Annotated in this window: 13 protein-coding genes; 1 reads left to right on the top strand and 12 read right to left on the bottom strand. The window is 44.4% G+C overall.

All coding sequences use genetic code 11. The features are described 5' to 3' along the window. Positions 1–96: 96 nt before the first annotated feature. The 10 genes from araA to ACX0G7_RS04655 all read right to left on the bottom strand — a co-directional run bounded on the left by araA (position 97) and on the right by ACX0G7_RS04655 (position 11,027). Complete coding sequence (gene araA / locus ACX0G7_RS04700; RefSeq protein ID WP_458922275.1) at positions 97–1,599, bottom strand: L-arabinose isomerase; 1,503 nt, start codon at positions 1,597–1,599, stop codon at positions 97–99. A gap of 14 nt (positions 1,600–1,613) precedes the next feature. Next, entirely contained in the window at positions 1,614–2,321 is a 708-nt protein-coding gene (gene araD / locus ACX0G7_RS04695) for an L-ribulose-5-phosphate 4-epimerase AraD (protein ID WP_458922274.1), read from the bottom strand. Between the two features lie 40 nt (positions 2,322–2,361). Further along, entirely contained in the window at positions 2,362–4,026 is a 1,665-nt protein-coding gene (locus ACX0G7_RS04690) for a ribulokinase (protein WP_458922273.1), read from the bottom strand. Positions 4,027–4,106: 80 nt separating this feature from the next. Continuing rightward, positions 4,107–4,760 (bottom strand): HAD family hydrolase, encoded by a 654-nt coding sequence (locus ACX0G7_RS04685; protein ID WP_458922272.1) that lies wholly within the window; start codon positions 4,758–4,760, stop codon positions 4,107–4,109. Between the two features lie 47 nt (positions 4,761–4,807). Further along, a complete protein-coding gene (locus ACX0G7_RS04680; protein WP_458922271.1) occupies positions 4,808–5,653 on the bottom strand; it encodes a CvfB family protein in 846 nt (281 codons plus the stop codon). A gap of 99 nt (positions 5,654–5,752) precedes the next feature. Beyond that, on the bottom strand, positions 5,753–6,469 hold the full coding sequence (locus tag ACX0G7_RS04675) for a head GIN domain-containing protein (RefSeq protein ID WP_458922270.1): 717 nt from the start codon (positions 6,467–6,469) through the stop codon (positions 5,753–5,755). 64 nt (positions 6,470–6,533) lie between these two features. Continuing rightward, entirely contained in the window at positions 6,534–8,339 is a 1,806-nt protein-coding gene (locus tag ACX0G7_RS04670) for an STN and carboxypeptidase regulatory-like domain-containing protein (RefSeq protein WP_458922269.1), read from the bottom strand. A 90-nt stretch (positions 8,340–8,429) separates the two neighbouring features. Next, positions 8,430–9,410 carry a FecR family protein gene (locus tag ACX0G7_RS04665; protein WP_458922268.1) on the bottom strand — a complete coding sequence of 327 codons (981 nt, stop codon included), beginning with the start codon at positions 9,408–9,410 and terminating at the stop codon, positions 8,430–8,432. Positions 9,411–9,420: 10 nt separating this feature from the next. Continuing rightward, positions 9,421–9,993, bottom strand: coding sequence for an RNA polymerase sigma-70 factor (locus tag ACX0G7_RS04660; RefSeq protein WP_458922267.1), 573 nt, complete (start codon positions 9,991–9,993; stop codon positions 9,421–9,423). A 137-nt stretch (positions 9,994–10,130) separates the two neighbouring features. Further along, on the bottom strand, positions 10,131–11,027 hold the full coding sequence (locus tag ACX0G7_RS04655; RefSeq protein WP_458922266.1) for an aldo/keto reductase: 897 nt from the start codon (positions 11,025–11,027) through the stop codon (positions 10,131–10,133). A gap of 188 nt (positions 11,028–11,215) precedes the next feature. On the opposite strand from ACX0G7_RS04655, the gene ACX0G7_RS04650 reads away from it, so the two are divergent. Then, positions 11,216–12,604 carry an amidohydrolase family protein gene (locus tag ACX0G7_RS04650; protein WP_458922265.1) on the top strand — a complete coding sequence of 463 codons (1,389 nt, stop codon included), beginning with the start codon at positions 11,216–11,218 and terminating at the stop codon, positions 12,602–12,604. Positions 12,605–12,826: 222 nt separating this feature from the next. On the opposite strand, the gene tamL is transcribed toward ACX0G7_RS04650, so the two are convergent. After that, complete coding sequence (tamL, locus tag ACX0G7_RS04645; protein WP_458922264.1) at positions 12,827–15,100, bottom strand: translocation and assembly module lipoprotein TamL; 2,274 nt, start codon at positions 15,098–15,100, stop codon at positions 12,827–12,829. After that, positions 15,097–20,109 carry a translocation/assembly module TamB domain-containing protein gene (locus tag ACX0G7_RS04640; RefSeq protein ID WP_458922263.1) on the bottom strand — a complete coding sequence of 1,671 codons (5,013 nt, stop codon included), beginning with the start codon at positions 20,107–20,109 and terminating at the stop codon, positions 15,097–15,099. The genes tamL and ACX0G7_RS04640 overlap by 4 nt, the downstream gene beginning before the upstream one ends. Positions 20,110–20,203: the final 94 nt, after the last annotated feature.

The raw sequence follows: 20,203 nt of genomic DNA, 5'->3' as shown, positions 1-20,203 counted from the left end.
TTTACTAATAGATCTTTAGTTTCCGGCGATCGTTGAAAAACAGGTTGAATATAAAATAATTAATATTAATGAGCTATTAAAATCAAATCAATATGATCAATACCCTGACCCTATCTTAAAATAGACTTCATTCCATCTCAATTCATTTCTAAACGCATTCAGATTAGTTTCTTTATCAATTACCACGCACTCAATGCCGGCCATATCTGCAAAGTCGCGCATATGCGTACTGGTTAAATTCTGGCTATAGCAGGTATGATGTGCACCACCTGCATAGATCCAGGCTGTACAACCAGTTTTCATATCCGGCATTGGCTTCCACATTACTCTCGCTACGGGAAGTTTGGGCAGCGACTCGGGCGCAGTTACGGCTTCCACATCATTCACCAGTAAACGAAAACGATTACCCATGTCAATCATACAGGCATTAATGGCAGGGCCCGCAGCCACATCAAACACCAATCGCACCGGGTCGGATTTACCGCCGATCCCGAGCGGATGAATCTGGCAGGAGGCCTTTCCTTTGGCAATTGATTCGCAGATCTCGAGCATATGAGACCCAAGCACCATCCTGTTAGCCGGATCAAAATGATAGGTATAATCCTCCATAAACGAATTGCCACCATCCAGCCCTGCTCCCATCACTTTCATCGCCCGCACCAGGGCCGCGGTTTTCCAATCACCCTCTCCCCCAAAACCGTAACCCTCGGCCATCAGGCGCTGCACCGCTATACCCGGCAGTTGCGAGAGCCCATGCAAATCTTCGAAAGTGTCCGTAAATCCCTTGAAGTTACCTTCATGCAGAAAATACCTGAGACCCGCTTCAATACGTGCTGCTTCTTTCAATGACTCATAGCGTTCACCATCTTTTTTAAGGGTTGAGGTCAGTTCATATTTATCCTCGTAATCTTTGAGAAGGTTAGCAACCTCATTATCGCTGACAGCTGATATCACTTTCACGAGGTCCCCGATCCCGTACCCATTTACTGAATATCCAAATTTCAGTTCCGCCTCCACTTTGTCACCCTCGGTCACCGCCACCTGCCGCATATTATCTCCGAACCTTGCAAAGCGGGCCCCCTGCCAGTCGTTCCAACCGGCAGCAGCCCTGCTCCAGCTATTCACCTGGTTAATTACATCGCTATCTTCCCAATGACCGGTAACTACGCGCCGGTTAAGTCGCATCCTTGTCATAATAAATCCAAACTCGCGGTCGCCATGTGCACTTTGATTCAGATTCATAAAGTCCATATCGATATCGCCCCAGGGAATATCGCGGTTAAACTGTGTATGAAGATGAAGCATGGGTTTGCTCAAAACCTTTAGTCCGCCTATCCACATTTTAGCCGGGGAAAAGGTGTGCATCCAGGCAATGATGCCGATGCAGTTTTTTGCATTGTTAACTTCCTGGCACAGATGGTAGATCTCGTCGGGAGTTTTAACTACGGGCTTAAACACTATACTAACGGGAATGCTTATGTGAACGTTAAGCGACCTTGCAATTATATCAGCATGTTCACTAACTTTATTTAGAGTTTCCTCTCCATATAAGTGCTGGCTGCCGGTAATAAACCACAATTCAAATTGTTTTAGATCCATATCTGTCCATTTATTTAATTAGTAACCTGTCCGTAATATGAATCAGGACCATGCTTTCGTTCATAATGTTTCCTGATCAGTGACTCCTTCATGCGCTGAGCGCCTGGGTTTATTTTTTCGGTTATATATGCCAGTTGTGCGATCTGCTCCAGCACTGCGCTGTTATAAACAGCTTTCTGCGAAGTTTTGCCCCAGGTGAAGGGGGCATGATTTCCGATGAGAATCATCTCTACTTCCCGGTAATCAAATTCCAGCGATTGAAGGTGATTGATAATCTGGTAGCCCGTTTCGTACTCGTAATTTCCTTTGATATTACGATCGTCCATCGGCGGAGCACAAGGCAGATCTACCGAAAGATGATCAGCATGTGTGGTTCCATAGACCGGTATATCTCTTAATGTTTGTGCCCAGCTGGTAGCGTATAAAGAATGTGTATGACAAATACCGCTTATCGCCGGCCAGTTTTTGTATAACACGGCGTGTGTGAGTGTATCTGATGAGGGTCGCAACGAGCCGTCTACTACTTTGCCATCGAAGTCAACAATCACCATGCTCGCCGGTGTTAACTGATCGTAAGGAACTCCGCTTGGCTTGATCGCAAAAACTCCTTGTGACTGATCGGCGGCACTTACGTTTCCAAAAGTAAACACTACCAGGTTTAGCACCGGTAATTGCATATTAGCAGCATAAGCCTGTTCTCTCAGATCTTTAAATTCCATCATCAGTACATTTATTGTTGTGGCTTCGTATAGTTTGTTCCTATTAATTTTCTTCGATCAGTTTTGACAGTCTGGTAAACCTGGCAAAGCGTTGCTCCAGTAAAGAAGTTTTTGATGCCTGGGGTTTGTATTCGGTTTCGAAGCCACTACCCATTGCCAGCATTGCATCTTCCACTTTTTTATATCTGCCTGCTACAGTGGCAGCAAACATAGCAGCGCCCGTAGCACAAGCCTGTTCGGATCGGTGAATGCGAATTGGCATATTCATCACATTAGCCATCAGTTGCATGATGAAAGGCGACTTCCTGGCAACTCCACCCAGGCCAATCAATCCCTTCACCGGCACACCTTGTTCGTTGAAGCGATCAACAATCATTTTTGCACCAAAACAAGTGCCTTCAGCCAGCGCATAGAAAATTCTTGGTGCATCGGATGCGAGGTTCAGCCCCGTTATAACGGCCTTTAGTTCCTGGTTAGCGTCCGGCGTTCTGCGACCGTTGAACCAGTCAAGCGCGAGTTCCGAATCTTCATGAATAATTAATGCTTCGGCCTGTTCACTCAGGTGCGCGATCATGCCTGACCTCAGCTCTTCTTTAAGCAGCCTGGCCGTGTCCGGGTCAACCAACTTAGATTTCGTCAGAAGGGAATCAAATGGCCAGCTAAGTAGATCGCGGAACCATGCATAGGTATCGCCAAAAGCAGATTGGCCGGCTTCAAGCCCGGTCATCCCAGGGATTACCGACCCATTAACCTGTCCACAAATGCCCCTTACCAGCTTATTATCTATGTCGGCAGCGGGAGCCACGAGCATATCACAGGTAGAAGTTCCCATTACCTTGCTTAACTGGTATGGAGAAATCTGGCCGCCGACGGCACCCATATGAGCATCGAAGGCACCCACCCCTACTACAACAGCCGTTGATAAACCGAGTCGGTTTGCCCATTCTTCCGACAGGTTGCCGGCAGGCTGGTCAGCCGTATAAGTATCAGTATACAACCTGCAGGTAAACCCGTCGAGCAGAGGGTCCAGGGAGGCAAAAAAATCATTCGGGGGAAGGCCTCCGAATTCAGGTGCCCAAAGTGCCTTATGCCCCGCAGCACAAACCCCTCTTTTCATTTTATTAATGTCGTTGCCGCCGGTTAACAGGTATGGTATCCAGTCGCAGTGTTCAACCCACGAATAACAGGCATGCCGAACCGAGTCATCTTTGCGTAGAATATGTAATAGTTTAGCCCAGAACCATTCCGAAGAATAGATTCCACCCACATAGCGCAGATAATTTGTCGGATAATTTTTTGCGTGAGCGTTGATCTGGGCAGCCTCCGGCGTTGCACAATGATCTTTCCATAACACAAACATTGCGTTTGGATTATTTTCAAAACCTGGCGTGAGTGCAAGTGGCCTGCCTTCCTTATTAACGGCTACAGGAGTCGAACCGGTAGTATCAATCGAGATCGCGACGATATTTTTTATGACGGTTTCACCCGCCTCCCTTAAGCAACTAAGAATGGTTGACTCTATTCCTTCCACATAATCCAGTGGATGTTGCCTGAACTGGTTAATTGCGGGGTTACAGTATAACCCATCCCGCCATCTCGGGTATTTAAAAACTGCAGACGCAACGATTGTTCCATTATCAGCATTGAGTATTATGGTTCTCACGGAATCTGTACCGTAATCGACCCCGATAACAAAATGGTCAGGCATAAAATATGGCAGGCTTTCGGATGAACCTCCAATATACCGAAATTTTTAATTTAAGTGTATATCGTACATTTATCTGCCACTTAAAATAATTGTTCAAGCTGCGGATCATTGTAATCCCTGATGAAACATAACACGTTATCGTAGTCAGCAAATTCTTCTTTTTCATGAGCGCTCATGATAACTACCGCTTTCATTCCGGCGTTTAGGGCTGCCTCAACACCTTTGGGAGCATCTTCAAATACGATACAGCCGGCGGGTGGCACCTTCATTAACCTCGCACAGTTAAGGAATGTTTCAGGATCAGGTTTGCTGTTTTTAACGTCATCGGCACTAACTATTGCACCGAAGAATTTCCGCAGGTCAAGATTGTCGAGGATAAAATCAATGTTGAACATAATGGCAGCTGATCCTATCGACATGGGGATATTCCGGGCTGCAGCTTTTTCGAGGAAATTGTCAAGCCCGGCAATCAGTTCCAGTGAGGGTTTATAAGCCTGCTGATACCTTTTCTCTTTTTCAAAAGAATACCTGTCCATCTCATCGCCTGTAAATTTATCAGGGCCAAACACCCTTACCAGCAGCTCGCTGTTTTTGCCGTACATTTCCTTTTTTACCTGCTCCCAGGTCAGGTCAGCTTTCAAATCCTTTGTAAGAATATCAAACCATGCCTGGTTATGAAAATGCATATCATCGATGATCGTGCCGTTGAGATCGAATACAAAACCTTTTGTCATAAGCTGCAAATTACCAAAAGCCCCCCGTTTTTGGCGGAGGGCAGATTTTATGTTAATTCGTTTTCATCAACCAGTTTAATACCGGTTTTTGTAAATATAATTTTTCGTTCCTTGAATAACTTGCCGGTGGTCATTTTAAACGTTTTCTTACTCATCGAGAAAAATGAATAAATATCATCCGGGTCTGATTTGTCATGGTATGGCAGATAGCCATTATTTTCCTTCAGCAACCTCAGGATTTTACCGGTCTCGTCTTCCACTCTCTGGTAGCCGGGCCTGCCGGCAACCACATCGATCCTGTTATCAGGCCCTATCTTTTTTATAAAGCCCTCAAGCTTATCCCCGGTTTCGATAACACGAAACACCTCATTGAAATGAAGAACACCGGTATGTTTGTTATTGATGATGACAAGATACCCGATATCGGTACGCCTGTAGATGACAAGGTTCACAACATCCATTTCTTTAACGGTGAGCGTGTCGTTGCTCAGGAACTGATCAATCTTTTCAGTAGCGGCAATGCGACCCGTTCTTTCATCAATATAGATTTTCACCAGGTATTCACCGCCCGGTATCATGCGAAGCAACTGCTGAGACTTCGGAACAAAAATATCTTTCATTAGTCCCCAGTCAAGGAAGGCGCCTTGTTGTGTAACATCAACTGCCCTAAGTTTAACGATATCACCCACTACCCCTTTTGGCTCAAGGGTTGTTGCAATCATCCTGTCTTCAGAATCATGGTAAATAAACACGCGCAACTTATCACCTGCCTGAACGCCTTCCGGCACAAACCGCCGGGGCAGTAATATCCCTTCATTTTCGTCATCCAGGTATACTCCAAAGTCGACGATCCTTATTACTTCCAGCTCATTGTATTCTCCAACGCGAACCATTGTTTATCCCATTTGATTAATGATAGCATAAATGCTGTTATTAATCTGCAATAATAATCCTTATCCGATGAATGGGAGGCCAGAATTGTGAATTTCAGGCTACAATGGAATCACCCGACCTGAACCGGAGATGTTGGTGCTGACACGGGGATTGCCTTTGTACATAACCACGCCACTACCGGAGATCCTGCAATCGAGTGTCGAAGTCACATTTACCCGCATCGTGCCCGAGCCGCTTGTGTTAGTGCTTGCGTGACCCGCTGATAAAGCAGACAGGTCAATGAGACCGCTCCCGTTGATCGACAGACTTTCACTGGCAACACTGCCTTCATGAACCTGGATATTGCCGGAACCACTGATTTTTGCCTGCACCTGTTCAGACACTAATTTTGCAACAACTATGTTCCCTGATCCGTTTACCGATAACGTCGTGGCTGCGGGTTCAAAAGGCTCGAGTACCTTGATATTTCCCGAACCCTCAATTTCAAGAAGGCTAACCGGGGGTGCAGTTATTTTTATGGTCAGAGGATCGTGCGATTTCAGGTTTACGTTGTGTTTTACTTTTACGCGCAATATGTTTTCCAACACATAAGTGTCAATCACATCAAGGATATTTCGTTGACCCGTGATCTCAATCTTAAAAGTATTACCCTGGGTGTAATACAGGTCTGCCGGAACGCCCATCTCTATACCTGTAAAATTTTCAGTCGACCTGGTTTCGACGACAGCCGGACCTTCACCAGAAACTTTTCGACAGGAACTAAGGCTTATGACACAAAGAATAGATAATAAAAGTGCCAGGTTGATTTTTTTCATACAATGTTTTATTTTTTCATAATGACAACTTTCTTTTCCTTCACCCCTATGCGGGTTTAAAAAATTAAAACAAGCTGATTCCCGCATTCCATCCGAACCAGCCTGTGACGTACTCCCCGTATTTGTATGTTTTAGAGGGGCCGACTTCAAATTTGAAATCAGGGACAGAAGAAGGCTGGTTCGAATAATAAACATTGAATGCAGGTCCCGCGAAGATGGAAAAGTGTTTACCAAAACGAACGTTAAGATTAAGGTTTGCTTTATTTAAAAGGTTGAGATGTTCCCATGACCCAAGATAGAGGTACTGGGAGGTGATCTCAGGACTAATGCTGAACCACTTGCCAATGTATCTTTCAGTTCCCAGGCCATAACCAAATGAATAGATCAACTGTTTGTTGTCCGTATTCATGCCGCCCAGTAAAATGCTGTAGAGTTTCCTGTTACCTGTTTTGAATGCGAAGTTGGCCGTGATAACATCGTTGCTGGAAAATACCAGTTTATGATACCCTGTCCTGACGATATTGATGAGCCCAAGACTATACCCTTCTGATGTATCACATACGTTTATCAGACCAACCTGCAGACCGGTGAGTTTACGCGTATAATTGAATACCGCACTTACCTGCACCCCTTTTGTTTCTGCAGGCGTGATGTTAGCAATACTTGTGAGTTGCATTCCTCTCATTGTTTTATTGCTGTAGTTGGCAATTCCGCTCACCTGCATGCCATTCAGGCGACCACCTGCATGATTATATATGCCACTGATCTGTAACCCGGTGAAGCTTCTGCCAATCATATTGTTGATACCGGCCACCTGCAAACCATTACCAAAACCCATGGCGGAGTTGTGAATACCTGCCACCTGCACGCCGTCCATATCTCCGCCTCCAACGTTAAAGATCCCTGCCACCTGCACATATCTTACATCTTTCTTGTTGATATTAAATAAGCCGCCCAGCTCAAATCCATTTACTCCACCTGAGTACCCGCCGAACACGTTAAACGAAACGTTATTGATAACCTGGCTATTCAGTTTGCCGTTTGTACTCAGCCCCGGTGCAATAGAAACCTGATACGGTCGTGCAGTAAAAAAGCGGCTGAGATTAATCGTCTGGAACTTCAGTTTAGAACTGATGAGCCAGTCTCCCACTTTTGTTTTTTCTACCCTTACTGAGTCTGCTTTTTTATAAGTGTACAACCATTGAATACTGTCATTGGTACGAACAGCGATCACGATAGAATCCGGTGCTTCATAATTCTTAGGACTGATGATCACTGATTGCTCCGTAATTTCGACAGGCATAATGGTGATAGTGATCTGCTGGTTAAATCTTGGTTCTATAATAACGGTAGTATCTTCATAGAACTCTTTGCTAACAGTAAGAGAAGCAGTTTTGTACCTGCTCTTCAGCTTAATTTTGAAATAACCTTCTTCATTGGACATCGCTGAGGCAAGGCGTTCTTTTTCGTAGATACTGGCATAACTCACCTTTTCACCGGTCTGATCATCCACGATATAACCACTTACCGTATAAATCTTATTCTCGCTCACTGCCTTTGTCGTTACAAGTGTGAGCTTGATCGGGGTGCGCCTGATGATAATATAATTCCCACTTTCCCGGAACTCGAATCCTGCCTTAAAGATCATTTCCAATATTTGCTTTACCGTTTTGTTATTTTCCGAAAGGGTGATCAATGTATCACGGGGCACTATATTACTGTTATAGGAAAAGTAGAAATCTCCTTTATTGCTTAAGATCTCCAGTACCTGGTCAACAGGCTGTTTTGAAACTGTCAGTGCAATAGTTTTATTAAGATTGGACTGGCCGGACGCCGGGGCTGACAGCAGTGTAGTCAACAGAACTAACACAATACATATGCTGATTGATCGCTTCATTGGTGGTTGCTGGGATGTTAGGGATTTTTATCGTGATTTTATATTTAAAGTATAGCTCGAAACTTATCTTAAAATTATCTGGTTACCTTTTTTGGATACAGTAAGCTCAAAGGTTTCTGCGATAACGGAAACTATGTTTTCAATCGGTTCATTATAAAAAGTGGTGGTCAGCAGTTCTTTTTTAGCCGATTCATTTTCAATGATGATGGTTGTATCATATGCTTCGTTCAGCACCTGTACTAATTTCCATAACGGTGTTTTATCACAAACAAATTCGCGGCTCCTGTAATAGTTATATAACTGATCATCATTTTGTTTTTTGTCGGGTATGCTACCGGTACGGGGAATCGTCAACTTTTCACCCTTTTGAAGCGTCACCATTTTGTTTTCTTTTGAAACAGATACAACCCCGCTTTCAACGATGATCTCGGTTACATCAGCCAAACTCTTGATATTAAAAGAGGTACCCACAACTTTTACCTCTATACCATCTACCTCAACAAAAAATGGTTTTGACTTATCTGGTTTCACATTAAAGAAGCCTTCACCCTTTAGTATGGCTTTGCGATATGGTTTAATACCAGATTGCTGGTGGTAACTGAGGGTGGAGTTTTTGTTTAACGTGACCACAGAGTTATCAGGTAAAGTGTCACTTAGGATCACATCATTGCTGGCTAGTTCCAGTTGATTGTTTTTTGTATTGGTTGCCAGGTAGAAAACAGTGGCCACTGAAATAGTGATAATAAAGGCAGCGGCAACACGCAGCCAGTTGAACTTTTTCTTAAATGGAACTACAATCGCAGGTGCACTATTTTTTTCGACCCTTTTTTTAAATCTTTCCCAGGCGGCGTTTTCATCCATCGCCGTGGATGCTGCGAGGACCTTGCTTTGTTGCCAGATTAATTCAAAATGATTAAAGTATTTTTCATTTGCCGGCTCCAGGCTGATCCAGCCCTTTACCTTTACGCGCTCGTCCTCGGTAACCTCGTCAAGCAGGAACTTCACCAGCATCTCATCGTCCATATTTTGTAAAAATTCTTTCAATGAAGTCTGTTTATAGGTTAAGAAAACTTAAGATAGCTGCAGGCAAAAAGTCTACGAGTTTCAGCCTTAGCAGCTTCAGGGCTTTCCCCATTTGGTTTTCGATAGTTTTTATCGATAAGCCCATTCTATCCGCAATTTCCTGGTACTTCAACTCTTCGAAACGGCTCATCTGGAATATCGTACGGCATTGTTCGGGTAGTTCACTCAGCGCCTGGTTCAACCTGGATTCCAGGTCACCTAATAAGATCTTTTTTTCAGCATGATCAGTAGCATTTCTCATCTGTGATTGGGCGTAACTGCTATACGCCGCCCGCACTTTCAGGTGTTTCAGATAGTTAAGACTTTCATGGTAAACTGACCTGTAGAGATAGGCCGTGAGCGACACCTGGATCTCGACCCTTGATTTTTTCTCCCAAAGCCGGCAAAATACATTTTGAACGATCTCCTCCGCCATGATATCATCCCTTATTATGGTGCAGGCGTAAGCATGCAGGTTTTTAAAGTTGGCTTTAAAAACCTGTTCAAATGCTTGTTCCCCGGTTTCGCCCAGGGTGTACAGCCCTCTACTGTCTTTAACTTCCATTCTTAGGTTTTGATATCCTGTGCTGTATTTGAGGGCTTCGGCCAAATTTGGATTTTGATATAAGACATCTTCGGCGGAAGGAACCCCTATTTAAATGATTAATTTATTTTGATCCGCTGTTAGTAGTTGCCGGGCCCCTATCGGTGCTCTTCATAAAAATTCTGGTGGAGTATCTGGCCGAGGTACGCCAGCTCCTGGGATGTGAGGGGCAAGGTATCCGTAACCGCAAGCGCCTCATCAAGCTGGCTCATGGTCCTGATGCCTATCACCGCAGATGTAACCGCATGATTTTGAAGAACATATCTTACAGAGGTTTGCATTTCACTCCTTTGCTCGCTGCTGAGACTCCGGATTGCGGTCGCCAGGTTGTACACGTCAGCTTTATCATAATTCAAAAACTTATCAGCCGGTTTGCCACCGAGCAGCCCCTTCGCAATACTGCCACGGGCCAGGACACCGATTCCTGATGCCTCCAGTAAAGGCAGGCAAAACTCTTCGGGGCGGCGATCCAACAGGCTATATTGCATCATTACCGAAACAATGGACGAGCGTTGAACATATTCGCGGATAACATTAGGACGGATCGATGAAATTCCATAATACCTGATCTTCCCCTGGCTTTTCAGTTGTTCGAATGCAGAGATTGTTTCATCAATGGGGTCCCCGATAGTGCCTCCATGCAACTGGTAGAGATCGATATAATCAGTATCCAGTCTTTGAAGACTGTTTTCCACCTGGCTTATGATATACTTTTTTGAAGGGTTCCAGTCCCAGCCAGAATGATCAGGCCGCCACTGATTGCCGACCTTTGTAGCTATAAATACCGCTTTTCTGTAGGGTTTCAAGGCCTTTCCTACTATGAGCTCGTTGGCACCCTGGTTATAAAGGTCTGCTGTATCAAAGAGATTTATCCCTCCGGCTACGGCCTTTGACATTAATTCGCGGACGAGAGAATGATCGTCTGGTAACGACATGCAGCCAAAAGAAATCTCGCTGACTGCAAGCTCAGACTTGCCTAGTTTTCGATATTTCATCGTGCAATCTTCATAATGTTTTTCAATCAAGTGTTACCGATAATAAAAATCACATGAAAATCACACGCCCGGGGTTGTGCCTCAGGGACACCTTAGTTTGTCGGGCACTATAAAATTATTGTAAATTTAGCAGGTACAAGTTCTCCCGGCAGGTTCGTCATTTACTGTGTCCCAACAAATTAGCATATATGAAAAGGCCCTTCAAAGTATTTACAAACTCCGCGTTATTCGTATTGGTTGTTGTCCTTGGGCAGATTGCCCATGGTCAACAACTCATGGACTCCCGAAGCAGGGACCTGGTATTCAAAAACGTTAATGTGATTGCCATGGACAGCGACCGGGTGATCACCAATCAGACGGTGGTAACCAGGAACGGCAAAATCGTCTCCGTTTCAGACGGATCCAAAGCCAGGGTGGCGAAGAATGCTTTAATAATTGATGGTAAGGATAAATACCTGATGCCAGGGCTTGCAGAGATGCATGCGCATGTTCCGCCTGTTGATGACATTGAGCCAATGAAAAACGTACTAATGTTATTCGCTTTAAATGGAGTCACCACAATCCGGGGTATGCTTGGTCATCCCCGCCATCTTGAACTGCGCGCTAAGATCAGAAGCGGTGAAATTCCTGGCCCACACTTTTATACCTCGGGACCATCATTTAACGGCTCGACAGTAAAAACAAAAGAGGAGGCTACTGCACGGGTGAAAGAACAAAAAAAAGCCGGTTATGATTTTTTAAAGATTCATCCGGGTCTCACCCTTGAAAACTTCAATGCGGTTGCACGGACGGCGAAGGAAGAAAATATTCCCTTTGCTGGACACGTGCCATTTGCAGTTGGTGTTTGGAAAGCTATTGACGCGGGATATGCTACCATAGATCATATGGATGGATTTGTAGAGAGCCTGGTACCGGGACTTGATACTATTCCTGAAAACAGGACCGGCCTGTTTGGAACTTTTATTGGTTACAGGGCAGATACCAGCCGGATAAAAACATTGATAACGGGTCTGAAGAACCGAAGGATCTGGGTGGTGCCCACACAGGCTTTAGCTGAACGGTGGATTGCTCCCGGTGCAGAAGCCGATATGCTCGCCAATGCCCCTGAAATGGTTTACATGGATGAGCAAACGGTGAGCGACTGGGTGAAATCAAAAAAGAACCTGGTTGGCAATCCTGCCTATAACCCGGAGCAGGTAAATGAGTTTCTCAAAATAAGAAGGCAGATTATTGCGGCATGTAACCGGGGCGGAGCGGGACTCCTGCTGGGTTCCGACGGCCCACAGGTTTTCAATGTACCTGGCTTCAGTGTTCATCACGAGTTAAGATACCTTGTTGATGCTGGCCTGACACCTTTTGAAGCAATCAAAACGGGCACGGTAAATGTCGGACAGTTTTATAACGAACCGCTGCAGGGTACTATCAAGGCTGGTGCACCCTCGGACCTCGTATTACTTAGCGGAAACCCGCTGGAAGATATTGATCAGACCAAAAACATCGAGGGCGTGATGATTGGTGCCAGGTACATGAACAAGCCATATATAGAAGCTGGTCTTAAAAAATTAAAAAAACGGTAACGTATGGATGAACCTGAATTCGTCTTGACCTGATGTGAATGGTTAACCGGACAGAGCATTCTTGAATGAATAACCAGACACTATAATTTAAAGACGATAACCCATACCTCTGTTTAGAATGGATAACACAACAGCTCTGTTTAAATTGAATAACTCAATACCAACCTTTTTGAATAAATACCAGCAGCCACATTTTAGATGGGATAACGCAGTAGCAATAATTTAAAAAGGATAACCGATAGCTATGTTGAGGATGAGATTATCTTTCCTCCATTCGTTACTTCCAAAGGATATCTTGTCAATTACCCATCTTTCGTCCTCTGGCAACCAGGGCTTGCGCAATGGGAACGCAAGATCAAATCTGACAATGATAATAGAAGCATCGAAACGTAGACCAACGCCCGTCCCAACAGCGAAATCCTTCCAAAATCCTGAAAGACCACTACCTGGTTTCTGCGGATTTTCTTTCCTCAACCAAATGTTACCGGCATCTATAAATGCAGCCGCATTCACAATACTAAACAGCTTCATTCTCATCTCAGTGTTGATCTCGGCTTTCACTTCCCCGGCTTCACTCGCATAGCTCTGACTTATTTCAGAATAATAACTACCCGGTCCAAGGGTTCTTGCTCTGAAAGCCCTTATACTGTTGCTACCACCGATGAAAAATTGTTTGACATAAGGCATGAATTGCGAGTTACCATAGGCATAACCGTAACCTAATGATACCCGGTTGGCCCAGGTTAAACCGCGACCGGTAAGTTTCCAATAGTTACTGGCTTCCGTACTGAAGCGCAGGTATTGGGCAAATGGTATCCCGAGCAACGTTTTTGTTTGAGACCCCTGCTTAAATGCACCTGTTGCCAGACCAAGTATATTGCCTGCAACGTCAACATTGAACCTGATATTTGTTGCGTTCCATTTTTGTGTGGTCGTCGATTCATTATAAGTAAAAGTATAATTGCTACCAATAATGAACTGTTTCTCGAATGCCTGTTGAAGGCTATAGTCTTGTTTTAGTATAGAATCAAACCTCGGTGTAATATTCGATGGCTGCGTGTAGGTAAAGCCCAATAAAGACAGGTCGTGTTCGATTTTTCTTGACTCGCGCCACACATAGCCCAACCCACCACGTACTGCATCCAGCCGGTACAGATCTTTCCGGTTCAAAAATTCGAAGCCAAGATTGAACCTTGTGCGCGGGACGTATTCAGTACGGGGATTTATTATTCTGAAAGGCACTATGAAGCGCGGTACAAATAAGTTAATATCACCGGTAAGCGTCGTACCATTTGTTCCGTATTGTTGACCACCAACCTGTTTTTCGAAACCACCTGCAAGAGAAATATCGAGCAATTCAGCACCCCGCAAAAAATTGCGGTTTTTCATATTGATCTGGATCTGCGATCCGACAAAGTTGTTCGACTTGGAAGTGCCGTTCAGTTGAAACTGCAATGAACGTTTTTCAGTTGGAGTGAGATAAAATGAAGCGTTCAGCTTAGGCGTTGAATCGCGCAGCTTTTCAAAGGAAGCACGGATGTACTTAAAGGTACCCAGGTCAACCAACCTCTTCAATGAAACGTTGTGCGCTTCTCTTGAGTAGATGCTATCCTGGTTCAGTGTGACGATATTCTGAAATAATTTGGGTTTGAACAGCTTTTGCGTATCAATTACTTTGTAATTGGGATAATTGACCAGCTCTTTCCACGCAAGCAAAGTATCAACCGTTGTGCGATAGTTAGCGTAAATGTAAATATTCTTGATGTCGTATGGAACCAGGGCTGATCTCGGACTGCGTTCTTTAACTTTTACAAACAGATTCACATTACCTTTAAGAGTACTGTCAACCTGCACAATCAGGTAATCCGGATTGAAATAAAAATATCCATGATTCTTAAGTTCACTATCTATCCTGCTTCGTTCGTCTTTGATATCGTCGAGGTTGAAATATTTTCCGCGCTTTAATAAAGTACCTTTTTGTTGTGCCTTTATGAGCATTCCGAGTGCAGAACTGTCTTCAGGGAAACCAACCGTATCTATCTCGTACCTGTGCCCCGCACGCACATGATATTTTACTTTGGCGGTCTTCTCGGTTAAAATAGATTCCGCCTCTGTTACAGATTTAAAGAAACCATGGTTCCACATATAATTATTGAGAATCGTTGATGTATTCTCCGGTTTAACACGACTGTACAGAACAGGAGGTTCTCCCCACTTGTTTCTTAAGAGGTGATTCAACCCTTTCTTTTTTGTAGGCTTGCCCATGTTATAAAGCGAAAGCCGGATCCGCATTCCAAGGATCTTGCTGTTGGGCACGGGCCTGAGCAATTTTTCCAGTTCACCCTTTATTTCCTTTTTGTCCTTAACCGGCTCATCAAATACGATTGCTGCACCGGTATACAATTTTTCCCCGGCAGGCAACTTTTTAAGATTACTGCACGCGCCCAAAATCAATCCAGTGATTACAATTAATATCAGTTGATATCTTCTCTTCATTTCGTTGGTTGTGAAGGCGGTCTCGCAACTTGGTTCCGGTATCGCCGGTCACGCCTGCTTTTCTGAAATATTTCCTTGAACTCATTGTAGTCCATCACCAGGGTGAATCCGACACCGGTTTCGAGCACATCACCATCAATTATGCTTTGATTATCATTGCGTCGGTATATTTTTAGCCTGTACCTGCCATCCCGTGTGATTTTATAATCAATAGCAACGTTACCCGTAAGACCAGAGGAGTTTTCTGTCGATCCTTCAACAGGTATACCCGTTCCGACCGTTACCGTTGTGCGATCATTAAACAGGCTCTTAGACACGCCCACATTGAGGTTGGTGGAGTTTTGCTGAGTTCCGCTGGTATAATCTTCTCTTTGTTCAAAATCAAAATTGACATCTACGCCTTTGATTAGCTCTCCGGCAAGATTGTTTAGTTGCTGAGCCAGAATCTTACCTGCTGCACCTATTGCCATTGTTTCAGCACTCGTGCCTGAGGAAAGACTACTGAAAGGATTGTTGCCGATGAAGTTGTTTAATATCAGCAGGCCCATTACCTGTTTGTTCAATTCTGATTCATCATTATTTATGAGTTTGATCCTGTTATAGACCACTCCATCAAAAATGTTCCTTTCCCGTTCTGGCATATCAATCTTAAACCCAATGATAGGCTTGAGCATCTCACCATCAAGATTCAGGTAAACCAAAAACGGCAGCTTCTGCCTCAGGGCACCCGGAGGAACGCTGGTTGTTGCTGACAAGAGGGGTTCGGCGGTGGTTGTAGCAGTGTATAGCGCTGACAAGTCAACTGTTGCCGAGGTGGGATCACCGGTCCAGGTGATTGTACCGTCTTTGACAATATCAAATTTCCGCTTGATAAACTGGTTTAATGATAATATATAAGCCCCCTCACTTACCGTGTACCTGCCAGTCATGCTTGTCTTCCCGCTGGGGTCAATGGTCATATTTATTGTTGCTGCACCGTTAACTCTAAGACTATCCCCGTTGTCCTCATCAAGCACAATGGTTAGTGATGTTTCAGGGGTAATTTCAGCACTTATACTTAAGGAAAGCCCTTTGATCACATCTTCAGCAAGCGTATCTTCCGGGTTAATATTAGCAAGCAGAGAGGAATCAACCGGGTTAGAAAAATCCACAAACTGGATAATACCACGCCTGGTTTCAACCTGGGGATCTTTAGAAGGAAGCACAAATGTAATGGATGAATTATCTACGACCCTGACGCGGCCCTCGATCACGGGCAGGTTCATGTCGCCCTTTACTGTCAAACGAGCGTTAATGGACGCCGGACCATATATCATCTGTTCAGGCCTGAGACGGTTGTCAACAGCCCTGAATTCCCTGGCATTTAAACTGAGATCAAAACGGTATTCCTTATAATCAGTAGTGAAGACATTACCATCGATGATTGCTTCATGACCAAGTGAATCTGTAATAGTAAATTTATCGAGTTTGATTCCCTGTTCGTTAAATACAATTGTTTCATCAGGAATACGTAACGAAGTTCCATAATCGTTATAAACCAGTGACGCCTTCTGTAGCGAAAGTGAACCGCGTACAATGGGCTTAGAAGCACTTCCCCTCAGCGTTATGTTTCCATTTGCCATTCCCGACAAATTCGAGATTATATCTCTGACAAAAGGCTGAGCTGCGGCCAGGGAAAACCCGGGAATATCGATGACAAAATTCAGGTTATCATCACCCGTAGTTGTATAATCTCCCTTTACAGTAAGGTCAACGCTATCCCCGGTGAGCGCTGCATTCACATTAAACACATCCGGTGAGCTGTTGCTGGCATCCAGCTTGAGCGTGCCAATCTGCTGACTGAACGCTTTTATACTGTCAATGGAAAGATCGGCTACGAATGAAAACGGCGAAGCCTGCTTCAAAGCAATATTGCCATTGATCAGGCCATCGGCCACGAGGGTGTCACTCTGGACCATAGCAGCAATTGTTGCAATCGAAAAGTTCATAAACTGCAGGCTGATCGGATAGCCGCCGCCGGCACCGGTACCGTTCAGTTTCAACCCGCTATTGCCGTTCATGATCGCAAGGTTTGCAGACTTAATACCATTGCTATCTAACTGAACAATATTATTTTCATTTGTTGTCCAGGTTGTTTTATTGATCAGCAATTCAGGAAGTAGCCTTAGTTCGGAAACACCCTGTGTCGTGTTATAGGTACCCCCTAAGAAATATTTATCTTCATCCTGCTTGTCGTCAAGATCCACATTCCAGCCTACCTTGCCTTTGCGGAGACCGCCATATATTGTTGTTTTATACAACGGCGTCGTTGGATGAATCACCTGCTTCACCCTTATGCCATAAATAAGGCTGTCGTTTTGCGAATTAGCGGCAAGGTTGAAAGAGTCAATAATGTAATCTGCATAGCGTAATGTCTTCATACCTGCAACCACCTGCAACAGGTAGTTTTCGGAGTTCATATTAACCGCAAAATTCAGAGGAGTGAACCTGCGCATGTCAGGCACAAATGATCTTATGATCGGATGACTGGTTAAGGTCCCTGTGAGCCGGAACTGATTTGCTGGCACACTTGTATCGGAAAAAGAACTGTCGCTCATGTAATGCGCCATCACGGCCTGTATCGATTGACCCACAGTCGACACTTTGTATTGCCCCCGCATGTTGGCAACGAGCATCGGTGTCTCAACGGTTATATCTGCACTATCCCCTACCCTGCCTGCTATCACTTTCAACGAATCGAGCGGGTAAATTCTGTCTTTATGTGCAATCTGCAACCCCGTTATAAATACATTTCCATCGAGCTGATCAGGATCAGCATTTACAAGATCCACATCCATCTTTGCTTTTACGATGAGATGCTCGCTCGAAAAACCTAATTTCTGAAAGTTAATCCTCATATCATTTGAGTTAACCTTCAACTGGGGATTTGCCGGATCCATGTTATAACTTACTGCGAGATCGGCCAGCAGGTTTGAATCCGGTGAATTAAGATTTGCCTCCACCTTGTTATTTGCAAGCTTACCCTTCAATTTTACATTATTATAGGTATAGCCCTTAGCCTGCAGCTTATTCACCGTACCATCCAGGGTTATATCTGCTGTTTTTACTGCGTAACCGCGACCCCTGACCTTGAAATCAACCGATGCCATACCCAGCGACGTATCGTTCAAAAACTTGTTCAATTGAAGGTTCGTCGAGGTGATGTGTGCATCGTAAACGGCTCTTAAACTATCAGAGGCGTTTTTAATTTTACCCGCAACGGTTGCATTTCCACTACTGGTAAATACTTTAATATTCGCACGCATATTATCCGGAGTTCCATCATAGGTTCCACTGATCGTGAAGCTTTCCGGAATATGCACTGTTGATGGAATCAGATCTTTAGGTAATAAACTTAAGAGGCCCGAACGTGTGCCACTGAAGTTATTAAGCCGGAGATCGATCTTCATCTTTTTTGCGTCAGGCAGCCCAGTAACCTTTGCTGAAGCATTTAATGCTGTGGACCCCTGACGGATTACGAGTTGTTCTACATCAAGGTTATTCACTTTGCCTTTTACACTCGTATTCAACTGGATATTTTTGTTCAATAAAGGCTGAACATATTTATTAGCAGCAAGGGAAGGCTGAAAATACAGGAGGTCATTCAGCACAAGTGTTGTATTTGTGAAAGCGGCATCTAAGCCAACATCTCCGGGATTCTTCCCCGCCGCTTCCAATGATTCATATGCTGCCCTCAATGATCCGTTTATCAAAGTCCGGTTGGTCTGGATAACAATCTCATCGAGGATCACTTCCTGTTCACCATAAACCACGTTAGTACTGAACTGCTTTAGCCGGAAACCGCTTTTTTCATTAAACGTTAAAGACTCGATATCCGCTTTATAACCGGTGCCGTCAGAAGCCAGTTGTTTTATGGATGTGTTCAGGTTATTAAGTTTCATATGCGAAAAGTCCATCTGTGGTCCGCGAACCACTGGCCTGGCAACATCATCATACTGAACCGTATTATTTTCAAGCGCCAGGTTTTCGACAGTGAATTTGAACGGATCGGATTCGAGAGAATCTTTTATCTCGGCCACTTCCTCTTTATCGGGTCTTTTCGAATTTGTTGTGAAGACGGTGGAATGATCAGCCAGGCTGAGGCTATTGATATTGGCGTTATTTGTATTAAGATCTATTCTGAAATCAGAGATCCCCAGTTTGCCTGCAATGGTGTTGAGGTCAATAGCACTGTTATCATCTTTATAAATGATACGGGTGCCCGTAAGCAATATGCTGTCGGCCCTGATAAGAGGCATGGGACCAGCTGATGGCATGGTATCCTTTGCAGTAGTATGTTGTGAGGGCGTGAACCTGATACCCGCTGCAAGGTTCTGGGTATATAGATGACCGAGACGGAAGTCCATCGAATCAAGATTAAACTTGTCGATGCCAATGTCAATACTGGTAAAAGTTAAGGTAAAGTCCTGGCCGTTGTAAGCGTCATTATAATGAATGTTTGCCTTCGATAAGGCGATGTCACCCAGGTTAAACTTCATCGCTGTCCCGGAAGACAGCGTATCCACCATCTTTGTAGTATCTGCTGACGCAAATGCCTTGCTGATAAAGTCGTAGTTAAAGAGGCTGTCGGTTTCCGAATTGTGCACATTTAATTTGAGACTGTCTACCTGGAGGCTTGAGATAGTGAGGGTGTTATCAAGGAGATCGAGAAGTTTGTATCCTGCTTCCAGCTTTCCGATATACACAAGCGGTTCCTTTGCACGATCCTCCACATAAACCCCATCCAGTTCAAGATGGTAGAGGTAATTTATGGATAAGCGGGCGATGCTGACCCTGGTATCAAGTTTCTTTTCAAGAAAATTTACTATTTCCTTCCTGATAATATTCTGGGCCCATTTGGTCTGGAGCACGAACCACAGCACAACAAGCAGGAGAATGATGCTACCTATCACTATTCCCACCCACTTAAGAATGATCTTAACCCAGTTTTTCTTTTTTTGCGGCTCCATGCTTGTCGATCAACTTATTTGCTTCCCTGGATGAGAACGGTTTCGAAGTTCTTACAGTTAAATACTCGTAAACAAAATTTGCTCCAACCAGCGT

It is taken from the genome of Flavitalea antarctica, assembly GCF_054461535.1.
The sequence above is the reverse complement of the archived record's forward strand: the minus strand, read 5'-3'. Positions and strand labels throughout refer to the sequence as shown.

Coding starts and splice junctions, on each gene's coding strand:
- araA (WP_458922275.1), bottom strand. CDS start 1,599: ATGGATCTAAAACAATTTGAATTGTGGTTTATTACCGGCAGCCAGCAC.
- araD (WP_458922274.1), bottom strand. CDS start 2,321: ATGATGGAATTTAAAGATCTGAGAGAACAGGCTTATGCTGCTAATATG.
- ACX0G7_RS04690 (WP_458922273.1), bottom strand. CDS start 4,026: ATGCCTGACCATTTTGTTATCGGGGTCGATTACGGTACAGATTCCGTG.
- ACX0G7_RS04685 (WP_458922272.1), bottom strand. CDS start 4,760: ATGACAAAAGGTTTTGTATTCGATCTCAACGGCACGATCATCGATGAT.
- ACX0G7_RS04680 (WP_458922271.1), bottom strand. CDS start 5,653: ATGGTTCGCGTTGGAGAATACAATGAGCTGGAAGTAATAAGGATCGTC.
- ACX0G7_RS04675 (WP_458922270.1), bottom strand. CDS start 6,469: ATGAAAAAAATCAACCTGGCACTTTTATTATCTATTCTTTGTGTCATA.
- ACX0G7_RS04660 (WP_458922267.1), bottom strand. CDS start 9,993: ATGGAAGTTAAAGACAGTAGAGGGCTGTACACCCTGGGCGAAACCGGG.
- ACX0G7_RS04655 (WP_458922266.1), bottom strand. CDS start 11,027: ATGAAATATCGAAAACTAGGCAAGTCTGAGCTTGCAGTCAGCGAGATT.
- ACX0G7_RS04650 (WP_458922265.1), top strand. CDS start 11,216: ATGAAAAGGCCCTTCAAAGTATTTACAAACTCCGCGTTATTCGTATTG.
- tamL (WP_458922264.1), bottom strand. CDS start 15,100: ATGAAGAGAAGATATCAACTGATATTAATTGTAATCACTGGATTGATT.
- ACX0G7_RS04640 (WP_458922263.1), bottom strand. CDS start 20,109: ATGGAGCCGCAAAAAAAGAAAAACTGGGTTAAGATCATTCTTAAGTGG.